Origin of the sequence: Paractinoplanes atraurantiacus (assembly GCF_900215205.1) — a bacterium.
GTDB lineage: Bacteria > Actinomycetota > Actinomycetes > Mycobacteriales > Micromonosporaceae > Actinoplanes > Actinoplanes atraurantiacus.
On the sequence record NZ_OBDY01000015.1, the window covers coordinates 35157 to 49260 of the forward strand.

Below are 14104 nucleotides of genomic sequence, written 5' to 3' on the forward strand. Positions count from 1 at the left end.
CCGGCCGGGAAGGGGTGATTCAGCTGTTCAGCGAGCAGGGGGCGAGGCCCTCGGCGTTCAGGTTCGGCTTGGCCGCGTTACGCCCGATCGCCGTCTCGATGCGGTTGATCGTCGCGAAACGCTTGTCCTCCAGCGGCCCGAGAATGGCGTTCTGGATGAAGTTCGGGCCACCCTGGCCGACGGTCGAGGCGATCCGGTTGTTGGCTTCCTTGATCTGCGTGTTCAGCAGTTCCAGGTTGCGCTGGACCTCGGCCTGGGCCTGAGCGGGAATGGCCGGCAGATTGTTCAGAGCCGGGCAGTTGACGGTGGCGACCGCCACATTCCCGCCGTTTCCACCGTTTCCGGCCGCGGGCACCTCGACGGGCTGCTCGGTCGAGGCCCCGCCGTTCTGGTTCAGCGAGCACCCGGAAAGCCCTTCGGCGTTCAGGTTCGGCTTGGCCGCGTTGCGCCCGATCGCCGTCTCGATGCGGTTGATGGTCGCGAAACGCTTGTCCTTCAGCGGGCCCAGAATCGCATTCTGGATGAAGTTCGCGCCGCCCTGGCCGACGGTCGAGGCGATCCGGTTGTTGGCTTCCTTGATCTGCGTGTTCAGCAGTTCCAGGTTGCGCTGCACCTCGGCCTGGGCCTGCGCCGGAACGGCCGGCAGGTTGTTCAGCTGCGGGCAGTTGACGGTCGGCAGAGCCGCGTTGTTCCCGCCACCACCGGCGTTGCCGGTGTTGCCCGAACCCGCGGCCGGGACATCGACCGGCTGCTGCGCCGACGATCCGCCGTTCTGGTTCAGCGAGCAGCCGGAAAGCCCTTCGGCGTTCAGGTTCGGCTTGGCCGCGTTGCGCCCGATCGCCGTCTCGATGCGGTTGATGGTCGCGAAACGCTTGTCCTTCAGGGGCCCGAGAATGGCGTTCTGAATGAAGTTCGGCCCGCCCTGGCCCACCGTCGAGGCGATCCGGTTGTTCGCCTCCCGGATCTGCGTGTTGAGCAGTTCCAGGTTCTGCTTGACTTCGGCCTGGGCCTGCGCCGGAACGGCCGGGAGATTGTTCACCTGTGGACAGTTCACCGTCGGCACGGTCTCCGCCGCCGATGCCACTCCGAGCCCGACGCCCGTGAGAACCACCGCGACTCCCGCCACTCCCGCGCCGATCTGCCAGCGGCGCGTGTTGGCACGGGACTTGTTGAATCGGGATCTGTACATTGGGACTGCGCCTTCCGCCATGGGAGAACCAACGTGCTTCTCCCGTCCATACGGGAGCGCTCCCACGGGCGGATCAACGCCAAGAGAATTTTTTCCAGGATTTTGTACTCGGCAGCGGGCACCCCACCGCAAGATCGCGGCTCCCGCCACTCGGCATCGGCTGGGTGCGGCGCGAGGCCGCACCCAGCTTCCGGCCATGTGGGTTTCGGAAGACCGGCTCAGCCGTCGTACGACCCGTTCGCGATGTCCTGCAGCAACGAGGGCCGCGACGGCTTCCACGACAACACCGTGCGCGCCTTCTCGCCGGACGCCTGCTGGTCGAGCAGCAGCGCCTCACCGAAGGCGCCGAGACGCTCCACCAGCGCTTCGGAAGTCTCGGGAACGACCGTGCCGAGGCCGAGCCGGCCCGCCAGCGCCTCACCGATCTCGCTCGTCGCCGGGTTGTCGCCGCTCACCCCGAGGAACGTCGAGCCCGCCTCGGCCCGCTCCAGCGCGGCCACGTAGAGCTCGGCCAGGTCGTCGACGTGCACGGTGGTCCAGTGCTGCGTGCCCGGCCCGACGAAGGTGCCGGCCCGCGCCGCGGCCACCGCCACGTTGGGGATGCCGCCGCCGTGGCCGTAGACGACGCCCGGCTCGATCAGGATCGACCGGACGCCCGGCGCCCGCAGCACCTTCGTGTCGACCGCCTCGCGCCACGCGGTCAGGGCCGGCGCGTCCCGCGGCGTGTCCTCGTCGACGACGCCCGCGCCATGAACCCAGATCCCGCCCGTACGGACAAATGTCTTGCCCGAACCCAGACCCTCGAGAACCGCGTCGGCGAAGGCGGTCTCGGCGTCCTTGCTGTCCGCCCCGCCCGGCGACGCCACGGTGATCACCGCATCGGCCTCCGAAGCGAGCTTCGTGACCAGCGGGCCGTCGGTGATGTCACCGACGACGGCGGCCGCACCCTTACCCCGTACCACCGAAGCCTTGTCCTCGCCGCGCACCAGCGCGGTGACCGAGTGACCCGCCGTGACCAGGGCCGGAAGCAGCGCCGACCCGATGTAGCCGGTCGAGCCGGCCAGAAGAATCTTCATGCGTCAACAAGTACCCGCGCCAGCTATCCGCCACCAACGAATAGTTGTGATCCCACTCATCGCCTCAGGCGATAAGCTGGCCGCGTGGAACAGCGCCAGCTCCAGTTCTTCGTCGCCGTCGCGGAAGAGCTCAGCTTCACCCGCGCCGCCCGCCGCACCCACGCGGTGCAGTCGACGGTGTCGGCCAGCGTCCGGGCGCTGGAGCGCGACCTCGGCGCCCCACTGTTCGAGCGCAGCACCAGCAAGGTCACGCTCACCGAGGCCGGCAAGGCCCTGCTCCCCCAGGCCCGCCGCGCCCTGGACTCCCTCGACCAGGCCCGCGAGGCGGTCAACGGCGTGCTCGGCGGGGTCACCGGCAGCCTGCGCGTGGGCACGCTGAGCGGCCTGACCGTGGTCGACCTGCGCTCGCTGGTCCGCGACTTCCGCGAGCGCTACCCCGAGGTCCAGCTGAGCCTGAGCATCGACGCGGCCGGCACCGACGGCCTCCTGGAGGGCGTGCGCACGGGCACGCTGGACGTCGCTTTCGTCGGCGTTCAAAACCCGGTTCCGGGTGTACGCCTCGACCCGATCACGACCTTCCAGCCGCGCCTGCTGGTCCCGGCCCACCATCCGCTGGCCACCCGCGACAGCGTCACCCGGGCCGAGGTGGCGGCCGAACCGTTCATCGACCTGCCGGCCGGCTTCTGCAACCGCTCCCGCACCGACACCGACTTCCGCGGAGCGGGCATAACCCGCCAGATAGCGGTCGAGGTCAGCGACCTGAGCACGGTCCCCAGCTTCGTCGAGTCCGGCATCGGCATAGCCCTGGTGCCACCCCTGGTCACCGAGACCATGACGACGGTCGTCGCGGTCCCCCTCGACCCACCCGCCGAGTCCTGGACCCTGGCGGTGGCGACGGCACTGTCGATGGCACCCACGAGGGCGACAAAGGCCTTCCTCGACCTGATCGACAGCCACGTGGTGCAGCGCGAGCGCTACTGAAACTGCCACACTGCTCTCGTCTCCTCAGGTGAGAAGGAGCAGCCATGGCCAAGCGCCGCCGTTCCCTCGTCCTCGCCGCCGGGCCGATAGTCGGCGCGCTGATCGGCGCCCTGACCAACATCGCCACCACGCGATGGAACTGGTGGCTGATCGCCGGACTGGCGGCCCTGGTCGGCGTCGCGGTAGCGATCGTCGTGGCCACCGACGCGAGTCCTGCGGCACCCGCCGCCCGCGGACGGAACCTCCTGCCGCGTGATCTGACCGACTTCACCGGGCGAGCGAAGGACCTCGACCGCATCGTCTCGGCGCGTTCCCCGATCTACTCAGTGGACGGCATGGGCGGGATCGGCAAGACGTCGCTGGCCGTTCACGCGGCTCACCGGCTCGCCGATTCCTATCCCGGCGCCCAGGTCTTCCTCGACCTGCGTGGCTTCAGCGAGGGCGAGCCGCCGCTACCGCTCCCGGAGGCGCTGGAGATCTTGCTGCTCGCGGTCGGGGTGCCGGCCGACCAGATCCCGGCAGCCACCGCCGCGCGGGTGAACTTGTGGCGGGCCGAGCTCGGCGCCCGCAAGGCCGTCGTGGTTCTCGACAACGCGGCCGGCGCCGACCAGGTCCGGCCCCTGCTGCCCGGCGCCTCCTCCTCGCTGGTCATCGTCACCAGCCGGCGGCGGCTGTTCGATCTGGACGGCGTCGAGACCGTCTCCCTCGACGTGCTGAGCCCGGCCGAGGCGAGCGAACTCTTCCGGATCGTGCTGGGCCGGCCGGCGCCGGACGCGGCGTCGATCGTCGCCCGCCTCGGACACCTGCCGCTGGCCATCCGGCTCGCGGCGGCGTGGCTCCGGCATCATCCCGAGCTCTCCGGCGACGACCTGATGAGGCGGCTCGATACACCGCTGGCGTCGGTACGTGAGGTCTTCCTACTGGCCTACCGCGCCCTGGACGAGCCGGCCCGCAAGGCGCTGGCCCTGGTCGCGTTCGCGCCGACGGCCGACGTAACGGCGGACAGCGCGGCCGCGCTCCTGCGGATGTCGCCGCCCGAGACGCAGGCCGTACTCGATGCCCTGTGCGACCGCAATTTGCTGAGTGAGCCCGTCGCCGGCCGTTTCACCATTCACGACCTGGTCCGCGAAAGCGTGATGCGGCACGGCGAATTCGCCGGACTGCGCGCGGACGCGATAGGCGACCTCATGCGGCACTACCGGGACGCCGGCGCCGGCACGCCGGTGATGGCAGACCTGTCCTGGTGGCACGCGGAGATCGACAACATCGTCATGTGCGCGCGCCACGCGATCCAGGCCGAAGAGCATCCGTTCACCTGGGAACTGCCACTGACCGCGGCGCAATATCTGCGCGTCCGCGACCGCATCGCGCTGCTGTCCGACCTCCTCCAGGCAGCCGAGGCGGCCACCGACGACCCCGCGGTCTCGGCGGAGATCCTGCGCGAGCTGGGCATCTGCGCGTGGCTCACCGGGCGGTACGCCGACGCGACCATTCTGACGACCAGGGCGCTCGAGACGTTCACGGCGGTCGGCGACCCGATGGGCTGCGCGCACGCAGTGTCGAATCTGGGCCGCATCGACAAGCACACCGGAGACCTAGCGTCGGCCCGTGTGCACCTTCAGGACGCCCTGGGCCGATACGACGAGCTCGGCGACACAACCGACTGGGCGGCGATCCAGCTACTGCTGTGCGCGCTCGACCGCAAGGGCGGCGACCTCGGCGCGGCGCGAGCGAGAGCGGACGCCGCGCTGAAGGTTGCCGTCGAAACCGGCCAGCGTGATCTCGAGGCGGACGCCCGCACCCAGGCCGGGACGCTGGATCGGCTGGAGGGCCGCTACACCGAGGCCCGCCGGAACTTCGAACGCGCGCTCGCCCTCGACGAGGAGATGGGCGATCGCCTCCAGACCGCGTACGTCCATCGGCATTTCGCCCGTCTCGAGACCGATCTTTCCGCGTTCACCGAGGCGCGGAATCGGCTCGGCCTGGCCCTGGGCATCTACCTGGAGATCGAGAGCAGTCAGGGCGTCGCCGACACCCACCAGCAGCTCAGCGAGCTCGCCGAGAGAGCCGGCGACAAGGCCGCGGCCCGCCGGCATCGGGCGAAGGCCCTGGAGATGTCCCGGGTGCTCGGGCGTCAGAAGCCCGAGCCCGGGACGCTCAGCTCGGCCGCCGCCGGTTGACCCTCACGCTGGGCGGTCAGGCCCCGAGGAGGGCGTTCAGCCACGGGTTGCGGAAGGTGCCGTTCGGGTCGAGGCGCTGGGCCAAGGCCTGGAAGTCGGCGAAGTGCGGGTACTGGGCGCGGATCACCTCGGGGTCCGTCGTGAAGACCTTGCCCCAGTGGGTGCGCGGGTCGAGGGGGGCCAGCGCGGCCTCCAAGGCGCCGACCACGGGCAGTACCGCGTCGGTGTCGGCGATCCAGGTGAAGTGCAGGGCCACGCTGTCGCGCTCGTAGTTGGGGCTCAGCCACAGGTCGTCGGCGGCGATGGTGCGCACCTCGCAGACCTGCAGGACGGGGGCCACCTGGTCGCGGATGGCGGCCACGGCGTCGAGGGCGGCCAGACCGTCGGCGCGGGCGACGTGGTACTCCGACTGGAGCTCGGAGCCGTTGCTCGGGGTGAACTCGGGCTTGAAATGCGGCAGGCGGGTGTACCAGGGGCCGGGGACGCCGGCCTGCTCGGTGCTGTTCGTGGCGGGCATGCCGGGGACCGGGTGACGCTTCTCGGGGGCCGGCGTGGCGCCGAACCACGGGCCCTCCATCGCCTCGGCCCGCTTGAGCCAGACGTGGTTGATGTCGGCGCTGGTCCAGTCGGTGAACAGGCTGACGCTGTAGCCGTTGCCCATGATCTCGTCGAAGTGGGCGCCGAGCTCGGCCCGGGTCAGGCCGTCGTAGACGTACTGCCGCAGCTCGAAAGAAGGAACCACGTCGAGGGTGAGCGCGGTGACGATGCCGAGCGCGCCCAGGCCGACCACGACGCCCTCGAAGTCGGCGTCGCCGCGGTGGAACGTGGCCGGCTTGCCGGTGCCGTCGATCAGCTCGACCGAGGAGATGGCGGCGGCCAGGTTCTTGTTGCGCTGGCCCGAGCCGTGGGTGGCGGTCATGATCGCGCCGGCGACCGAGATGTGCGGCAGCGAGGCCATGTTGCCCAGGCCCAGGCCGTTGTCGTAGAGGAAGGCGGCCAGCTCGCCGTAGCGGACACCGCCGTCGACGCGCACGGACCGGCGGTCGGCGCTGATCTCCAGGACGCGGGGCAGGCCGGCGAGCGAGACGAGGGTGCCGTCGGTGTCGGCCATCCGGTTGAAGGAGTGACCGCTGCCGAGGACGCGGATCGGGCCGCCGGCCGTGACGATCTCGGCCACCTCGTCGACGGACGTGGGGCGCAGGACCCGCCGCGCGCCGAAAACGATGTTGCCGGCCCAGTTCGTAACTTGCTCGCTCATCAGCCCAGCGTAGGAGGAACCGCGCCGAACTTAAAGATCAACTTTTTACCTGTACGCCATGACGATGAGTTTCGGGCGCATAACCGGTCGTACCGTTTATGACGTCCTTCGCCCTGCCCGCGAGACTCACAAGAACCGACATTCCACTCTTGTGCCAAAAAATCGGATTTGCCCTCGAAGAGCAGGTGGCGCCCGAGGAAGCGGAAGGCCCTGAGAAAGCCGGGCAGCCCGCGGGCGCTGGGCGGGCTGAGGGCGCTGGGCGACCCGAGAGCGCCGGGCGACCCGAGAGCGCCGGGCGACCCGAGAGCGCCGGGCGACCCGGGAGCGCTAGGCGGGCCAAGGTGGCGGAAGGGCCGGAGGAAACGGGAGGGCGCGAGGGCACTGGGCGACCCGGACGCGCTAGGCGGGCCGAGGTCGGCGGGCAGGCCGAGAGGGATAGGCGGCCCGTGGGGGCGGAAGGGCCTGAGAGGGCGGAAGGACGGCCCGAGGGCGCCCGTCGGCCCGGGACAGCCGGGGCGGCTGGGAAGGACGGGGCGGCCGGGAACGACGGCGCGGCCGGGAAGGACGGGGCGGTTGTTGTTGATGTCAGTGCTGTTGTTGAGCCGACTGTGATTGCTGTGGAAGCTCTTGCGCGGCTCACGCTTGCCGCGCGGCGGCACGGCCGCGGGCTGCGCGTTCAGGGCGCGAGCCCCCGGCTAAGGGAGCTCGCGTCGCTGATGGGGTTGCACGGCGTGCTCTTCGAAGCGGACCCGGAGAGCGTTCTACTCGAGGTGCGCCGGGAGGCCGAAGAGGGGGAACAGGTGCGGGGTGTCGAGGAAGTTGGTGACTCGGGCGATCCGGCCCTCTGAGATCTCCAGGACTATCAGGGCCCACGGGTCGTGCCCCTCCCCCGAGGACGACACCCGGTACTGCCCGAAGGCCGGCAGACCGCTCGCCACCACCGGCACCAGGCGGGAACCCCGGCAACCGGAGCCCGTGCCGCTCATCCAGGCCGTGATGTCGTCGGCGCCCCGCAACCAGAGCGGCAGCGGCGGCATGTTCAGTGTCGCGTCCTCGTGGAGGAGCGAGGTCAACGCCTTGAGGTCGTACGCCTCGAACGCGCTCACATAGCGCGACAGCAACGACTTCTGATCTTCATCCAGGGGCTTGTAGACGTCGGCCGTGTCCACCGCGGAGAGCGTCGCGCGGGCCCTCTGCAACGCGCTGTTCACCCCCGCCACCGACGTCTCCAGCAGGTCGGCCACTTCCTGGGCCGACCAGGCCAGCACCTCGCGCAGGATCAGCACCGCCCGTTGCTTGGCCGGCAGGTGTTGCAGGGCCGCCACGAAGGCCAAGCGGATCGACTCGCGTTCGGCGATCACGTTGGCCGGGTCGACCACCTTGTCGTCGGGGACCGGGCCGACCCAGATCTGGTCGGGCCTCGGCTCGCCCGGGTCGGTCGCGTGGCCGGAGCCGGCCGGGCCCAGGTCCATCGGCCGAACGCGGCGCTGGGCGCTGCCGAGCATGGTCAGGCAGACGTTGGTGGCGATGCGGTAGAGCCAGGACCGCAGCGCCGCCCGCCCCTCGAAGCGGTCGTAGCTCTTCCAGGCGCGCACCATCGTGTCCTGCACCGCGTCCTCGGCTTCGAAGCCGGAGCCGAGCATGCGGTAGCAATATCCGGTCAGCTCGGGCCGGAAAGCCTCCAGCTGAGCCTCGATCGGGGTAGCGACATCGCTCACCCCGACGAACTTAGCCGAAAAATGCCGGGCGGGCCGCGATGAGTTTCGGAGCGTGGGCGAGTCTGACCGGGCAAAGACGCACGGAAAGAGGAGACATCATGTACGCCGAGGTCAACGGGCTCAACCTCTACTACGAGACGCACGGCGAGGGCACGCCGCTGATCCTGCTCCACGGTGGCCTCGGCTCGGGCGAGATGTTCGCGGCCACGCTGCCCCTGTTCGCCGAGCACCACCGGGTGATCCTGCCCGATCTGCAGGGCCACGGGCGCACGGCCGACATCGACCGGCCGTTGAGCATCCCGGCGATGGCCGACGACATCGCCGCACTGATCGACCACCTGGGACTTCAGAAGCCGGACGTGGTCGGCTTCTCGCTCGGCGGCGGCGTCGCCCTGCTCCTCGCGATGCGCCACCCGGACAAGGTCGGCCGTGTCGTCTCCGGGTCGGCCGGCATCCGGCGCAGCGCCACGTACAAGGAGATCCTCGATCAGCAGGGGCAGGTGGGCGCGGCGGCGGCCGAGTTCATGAAGGAGACCCCGATGTACGAGCTGTACCAGCGGGTCGCCCCACGGCCGGAGGACTTCCCGCGCCTGCTCGACAAGATCGGCCAGGCGATGGCGCAGGACTTCGACTACACCGAGGAGGTCAAGAAGATCAGCGTGCCGACGCAGATCGTGGCGGCCGACGCCGACATGTGCCCGCCGAGCCACTTCGTCGAGGTGTTCGGGCTGCTCGACGGCGGTCACCGGGACGGCGGCTGGATGGGTGAGGGCCGGCCGAAGGGCGGGCACGCGCTCGCCATCCTGCCGGGCCTGACCCACTACAACGTCGTCGACTCCCCCCTGTTCGCGGCGGTCGCCCTCGACTTCGTCGACAAGAAGGACTGAACGGCGAAAAGGGCAAAACCCACAAGGACGGGTACGAGTACGGGGTGTACGAGCATCCCCAGCACGGCGACGATCACCACGATCCCGCCGAGCGGGGCGAGTATCGCCGGCCGGGCCGCGACCGCGGCCCGCGCCTGGCGCAACGACCCGAGCGCCGCCACCAGCGCCGCGAATCCGACAAGTCCGGAAGCGACCAGCAGCACCGCGAGGATGGCGAGCCGGCCGCCCGGAACGGTGCCGCGCGAGAGCGCCGCCACGTCGACCGCGATCAGCCAGCCCACCGCCAGGAGCAGCGGGCCGGCCCACAGCCCGTGGACAAAACGGGCGCGGAACAGCGCCCACGATTCCGCGAAGGTAAGCCACCGGCCGTACACAATGTGGTGTTGAATCGTGGCCCCCGCGACGAGAAACGCCGCACCCAGAGTGAAGACCGGCAGCGAGACCAGCGACACCACGATGCCGAGCAGGGCCAGGTCGCCGGCCACCCGCCACGAATCGCCCTTCAAAAGATCATCCTTTCAGTCCGCTCGTGTTGATGCCCTCGACCAGCAGTCGCTGGAAGGCCACGAAGAACAGGAAGACCGGCACGAGCGACAGCAGCGACATCGCGAACATCGGGCCGACCGAGCTCTCACTGGTCGAGTCGATGAACAGCGTCAGCGCGACCGGCGCCGTGTAGTCCTTGAGCTCGGACAGATAGACCAGCTGCCGGAAGAAGTCGTTCCAGGTCCAGATGAACGAGAAGATCGCCGTCGTGACCAGCGCCGGGCGGCTCAACGGCAGAATCACATGACGGAAGATCGAGTACGGCGAGGCGCCGTCGATGACCGCGGCCTCGTCCAGCTCGCGCGGGATCCCGCGCATGAACTGCACCATCAGGAAGACGAAGAACGCCTCGGTGGCCAGGAAGTGCGGCACCAGCAGGGGCAGGTACGGCCAGTCGCCGCCGACCCAGCCCAGCGTCCGGAACAGGATGTACTGCGGGATGATCAGCACGTGCCCGGGCAGGAGCAGGGTGCCGATCATGATGGCGAACCAGACCCCGCGCATCCGGAACCGCAGGCGGCCGAAGGCGTACGCGGCGAGCAGGCAGCTCAGCGTGTTGCCGACGACCGTCAGCACGGCCACCATGGCGCTGTTGAGGAAGAACCGGCCGAAGGCGACGTCGAACTTGTTCCAGCCCTCGCTGAAGTTCGACGGCGTGAACTCGCGCGGGATCAGCCCGATGTTGTTGACGATCTCCTCGGGCGACTTGAACGACGTGCCGACCATCCACACGAGCGGGTAGAGCACGATCGCCACGATGATGATCAGGGCGGTCAGGCGCACATAGGGGCGAGTCATCACCGCTCCTCGTTGTCGGAGTAGTGGACCCAGAACTTGCCGGTGTTGAACAGCAGCACGGTGATCAGGCCGACCACGAGCAGGAAGACCCAGGCCATGGCGGACGCGTAGCCCATGTTCAGCTCGACGAAGCCCTTGTTGTAGAGGTGCAGCGTGTACATCAGCGTCGAGTCGACCGGGCCGCCGGTGCCGCCGCTGAGCACGAAGGCCGACGTGAAGCCCTGGAAGCCGTGGATCGTCTCCAGCACCAGGTTGAAGAAGATGACCGGCGACAGCATCGGCAGCGTGATGTGGGTGAACTGGCGCCAGGCGCCGGCCCCGTCGACCGAGGCCGCCTCGTACAGCTCGGTCGGCACCTGCTTGAGACCGGCCAGGAAGATCACCATCGGGGCGCCGAACTGCCAGATGGCCAGCAGCATCAGCGTCTCGAGCGCCCACTGCGGATCGTTCACCCAGGGCGCGCCCTCGATCCCGAACAGGGCCAGGAACGAGTTGAAGGCGCCCTCGCGGTTGAACATGCTGCGCCAGACGATCGCCACGGCCACGCTGCCGCCGAGCAGCGAGGGCAGGTAGAACAGGCCGCGGAAGACCGCGATGCCCTTGAACGCCTTGTTGAGCAGCAGGGCCACGCCGAGCGCGGCGGCCAGCTTGAGCGGCACGGCGACCAGCGCGAAGGTGACGGTGACGCGCACCGCGTGCCAGTACGACGGGTCGGCCGTGAACATCTCGCGGTAGTTGTCGAACCCGACCCACTGCGCCTCACCGACGTCGATCAGCGGGCTGTAGTCGGTGAAGCTGAGGTAGAGCGAGAGCAGCATCGGGATCGCCGTGATGCCCAGGAGCCCGAGCAGCCACGGTGAGAGGAAGACGTATCCGGCCAGGTCCTCGCGGCGCCGGCGGGCCCGGCCGCCCCGCCGCGTGGCGGCGGGGGGCGGGGGCACCGGCTCGGTCGGACGGACCGGCATCTGAGCGGTGGTCACTGTGTGTTCTCAGCCCTGTCCGATGGCCGCCTTGGCGGCGGTGACGAAGGCCGCGGCGCCCTGCTCGGGCGTCTGACGGCCGTACTGGACCTCCTCGGCGATGCGGACCAGCTCGGTCTTGACCTTGCTGTGGCCGGCCGGCGGCACGCTGGGCGAGGTCGGGCCGAACTTCTTGCTCAGCTCGTCCTGCACGGCGATGGTCTGCTTCATGGCCGGGTCGGTCGCGGTCTCGGCCACCGTCTTGCGCACGTCGAGGTTCGGCGGCAGGCCCCGGTCGGTGCCGAGGATCTTGCCGGCCTCGGGGTCGTTGGCCATGAAGTTGAGCACGTCGACCGCGGCGTCCTTGTGCTTGGTGCCGCGGAAGGCCGAGAAGTACATGGACGCGCGGGCCCACTGCGCGCTCGGGTCACCCGGGTACGCGATGACGCCGAGGTCGCTCTCGGTGTTCTTCTTCAGCTCGGGCATCTGGTTGACCCAGACCCACGACGTGCCGGCCTTGCCGGTGACCACCAGCTGTTTGCTGATGTCGGTGGCGTTGCCCTCGTGGATCACGTCGGGGGTCGGCGTCGCGCCGGTGTCGCGGGCGCCCTTCCAGAGCGTGAACCACTTGGTGATGTCGGCCTCGTCGAACGCCAGCGTCTTGTCCTTGTACAGGTCCTTGCCGTTCTGCCGCAGGTAGACCCAGAGGGCCTGGTAGACCGCGCTCGGGTCCTGGGTGCCGGGCACCTTGGCCGTCTTGGAGACGGTCGCCGCCCAGGAGATGAAGTCCTCCCAGCTCATGCCCGTCGTCGGCTCGGGCAGCTTGTTCTTGGTGAGCAGCGTCTTGTCGTACACCAATCCCTGGGTGTTCTCTCCCATGGAAAGACCGGCGAGCTTGCCGTCGACCGTCCCGTAGTCGATGAGGCCCTTGGAGATCTTGGTGATGTCGAGCTTGCCGCTCTCGGTGTAGGGCTTGAGGTCGAGCGTGACGTTGCGCTCGGCGTACTCGGAGATGTAGTTGTCGTCGATCTGGAAGATGTCCGGGGCGTTGCCGCCCGCGGTGAGCGTGGCCAGCTTGTCGAAGTAGCCCTGGTTGGCCTGCCAGGTCTTCTTGAAGGTCACGTTGGGGTGCTTGGACGTGTAGAGGTCGAGCGCCTTCTCGGTGAGCTCGGCGCGCTTCTCGGCGCCCCACCAGAAGAACGACAGTTCGATCTTGTCATTGCCCGAGCCGCCGCTGTCGTCGTCGCCACCGCAGGCCGCCGCTCCGAGGAGCAGGGGCAGGGTGAGAACGGCGGCGAGCAGGCGGCGTCGGGTACGTTTGGCGGGCGTGAGACCCCTCGTGATGGGCTCCATGACGCGTACTCCTTTTTAGGAGGCGACACCTCCGGGGGCGATCACGTCGCCCGGGTCCGCAGGGCTGTGCGGACCCGGGCCCGGCCCCGTCGAGTCGCGGATGACCAGTTCGGTCTGCAGATGGACGTGAGCGGTGGTACGGCGGTCGTCGCCATGCGCGAGCAGCATGTCGACGGCAGCCCGACCGGCGGCGGCGGTGGGAGTCGCCACCGTGGTCAGCTTCGGGCGGGTGAGCCGGCTGAGCATGATGTCGTCGATGCCGACGACGCTGACGTCGCCGGGCACGTGGGCACCGGCGGCCAGCAGACCCTCGATGAGACCGATGGCCATGAGGTCGTTGTAGGCCAGCACCGCGGTGGCGCCGGCCCGCAGCACGTCCTCGGCCACGGTCAGGCCGCCGACCTCGGTCGGCGGGTTCGGTCCGATGATGGTGAGCTCGGCGTTCGCGGCGCGCGCGGTGGAGGTCGCCGAGCGGCGGATCTCACGGCTGGTCCACGACCCGCGGGGGCCGCTGACCAGGGCGATGTGCCGGTGGCCGAGCCCGGCGAGGTGGTCGACGGCGCGGCGGGCGCCGCCGGCCACGTCCATCGCGACGGCCGGGATGCCGGTGATCTGCCGGTTGACCACGACCAGCGGCACCTCGCGGCTGAGCTGCTCGATCAGCGCGTTGCTCATCCGCGGGCTGCACAGCAGGACGCCGTCGACCTGCTTGGCCAGCGCGCGCACGACCTCCTCCTCGAGCGCCGGGTCCTCGTTGGTGTCGGCGACGAAGATGTGGTGGTCGTGCTTGCGGGCCTGGCTCTCGGCCGCCTTGATCAGCGGCGGGAAGAACGGGTTGGCGATGTCGGCCACGATCAGGCCGATGTTGTACGTCCGGCCGGTGATCAGCGCCCGGGCCGCCCGGTTGGGGCGGTAGCCGAGCTGCTCGGCGCAGGCCAGCACCCGGCTGCGCGTGTTCGGGTTGACCAGATGCGGCGCCGAGAAGGTGCGCGACACCGTCGAGATGTGCACGCCGGAAGCCTTGGCGACGTCGCGAATCGTCACGGCCATGCTCCACCCCTCTACTTCTGGCTTCGCTTCGCTCCGCGGGCGATCGCCTTGTAACCGATGAGATAGCAGGCGTTTTTCCGCCACCCGCAAACCCCGCGGGCGTCGAAAA

Annotated in this window: 13 protein-coding genes; 4 read left to right on the forward strand and 9 right to left on the reverse strand. The window is 69.5% G+C overall.

Going from position 1 to position 14104, the window contains the following annotated elements:
- Positions 1-19: 19 nt before the first annotated feature.
- Together CRP55_RS28980 and CRP55_RS28985 are read right to left on the reverse strand one after the other, a co-directional pair.
- Positions 20-1210: a hypothetical protein gene (locus CRP55_RS28980; protein WP_245923445.1), complete on the reverse strand. Its 1191-nt coding sequence runs from the start codon at positions 1208-1210 to the stop codon at positions 20-22.
- A 197-nt stretch (positions 1211-1407) separates the two neighbouring features.
- Positions 1408-2265, reverse strand: a complete 858-nt coding sequence (locus CRP55_RS28985) for an NAD-dependent epimerase/dehydratase family protein (RefSeq protein ID WP_097323341.1) — start codon at positions 2263-2265, stop codon at positions 1408-1410.
- Positions 2266-2349: 84 nt separating this feature from the next.
- On the opposite strand from CRP55_RS28985, the gene CRP55_RS28990 reads away from it, so the two are divergent.
- Complete coding sequence (locus CRP55_RS28990; protein WP_097323343.1) at positions 2350-3246, forward strand: LysR family transcriptional regulator; 897 nt, start codon at positions 2350-2352, stop codon at positions 3244-3246.
- A 44-nt stretch (positions 3247-3290) separates the two neighbouring features.
- On the forward strand, positions 3291-5426 hold the full coding sequence (locus CRP55_RS28995) for a tetratricopeptide repeat protein (RefSeq protein ID WP_097323345.1): 2136 nt from the start codon (positions 3291-3293) through the stop codon (positions 5424-5426).
- A 16-nt stretch (positions 5427-5442) separates the two neighbouring features.
- On the opposite strand, the gene CRP55_RS29000 is transcribed toward CRP55_RS28995, so the two are convergent.
- Positions 5443-6684, reverse strand: coding sequence for an FAD-binding protein (locus CRP55_RS29000; RefSeq protein ID WP_097323347.1), 1242 nt, complete (start codon positions 6682-6684; stop codon positions 5443-5445).
- Positions 6685-6782: 98 nt separating this feature from the next.
- Here CRP55_RS29000 and CRP55_RS56295 point away from each other — a divergent pair, with 98 nt between their 5' ends.
- Entirely contained in the window at positions 6783-7532 is a 750-nt protein-coding gene (locus CRP55_RS56295) for an STAS domain-containing protein (RefSeq protein ID WP_097323349.1), read from the forward strand.
- Here the strand turns inward: CRP55_RS56295 and CRP55_RS29010 are convergent.
- On the reverse strand, positions 7446-8402 hold the full coding sequence (locus CRP55_RS29010) for a sigma-70 family RNA polymerase sigma factor (RefSeq protein ID WP_097323350.1): 957 nt from the start codon (positions 8400-8402) through the stop codon (positions 7446-7448). The two genes, CRP55_RS56295 and CRP55_RS29010, sit on opposite strands and share 87 nt — an antisense overlap.
- 95 nt (positions 8403-8497) lie before the next feature.
- Here CRP55_RS29010 and CRP55_RS29015 point away from each other — a divergent pair, with 95 nt between their 5' ends.
- The gene (locus CRP55_RS29015) at positions 8498-9289 is read left to right on the forward strand and encodes an alpha/beta fold hydrolase (RefSeq protein ID WP_218854731.1); all 792 of its coding nucleotides are present in this window, start codon (positions 8498-8500) and stop codon (positions 9287-9289) included.
- Here CRP55_RS29015 and CRP55_RS29020 read toward each other — a convergent pair.
- From CRP55_RS29020 to CRP55_RS29040, 5 genes are read right to left on the reverse strand one after another with little or no spacing between them, the layout of a single operon-like run.
- A complete protein-coding gene (locus CRP55_RS29020; protein WP_143234965.1) occupies positions 9223-9795 on the reverse strand; it encodes a hypothetical protein in 573 nt (190 codons plus the stop codon). The two genes, CRP55_RS29015 and CRP55_RS29020, sit on opposite strands and share 67 nt — an antisense overlap.
- 4 nt (positions 9796-9799) lie before the next feature.
- Positions 9800-10633 (reverse strand): carbohydrate ABC transporter permease, encoded by an 834-nt coding sequence (locus CRP55_RS29025; RefSeq protein WP_097323356.1) that lies wholly within the window; start codon positions 10631-10633, stop codon positions 9800-9802.
- Complete coding sequence (locus CRP55_RS29030; protein WP_097323725.1) at positions 10633-11598, reverse strand: carbohydrate ABC transporter permease; 966 nt, start codon at positions 11596-11598, stop codon at positions 10633-10635. Before CRP55_RS29030 ends, CRP55_RS29025 begins: the two co-directional genes overlap by 1 nt.
- A gap of 24 nt (positions 11599-11622) precedes the next feature.
- The gene (locus CRP55_RS29035) at positions 11623-12945 is read right to left on the reverse strand and encodes an ABC transporter substrate-binding protein (RefSeq protein ID WP_097323359.1); all 1323 of its coding nucleotides are present in this window, start codon (positions 12943-12945) and stop codon (positions 11623-11625) included.
- Positions 12946-12960: 15 nt separating this feature from the next.
- Positions 12961-13995, reverse strand: coding sequence for a LacI family DNA-binding transcriptional regulator (locus CRP55_RS29040; RefSeq protein WP_097323361.1), 1035 nt, complete (start codon positions 13993-13995; stop codon positions 12961-12963).
- Positions 13996-14104 lie beyond the last annotated feature (109 nt).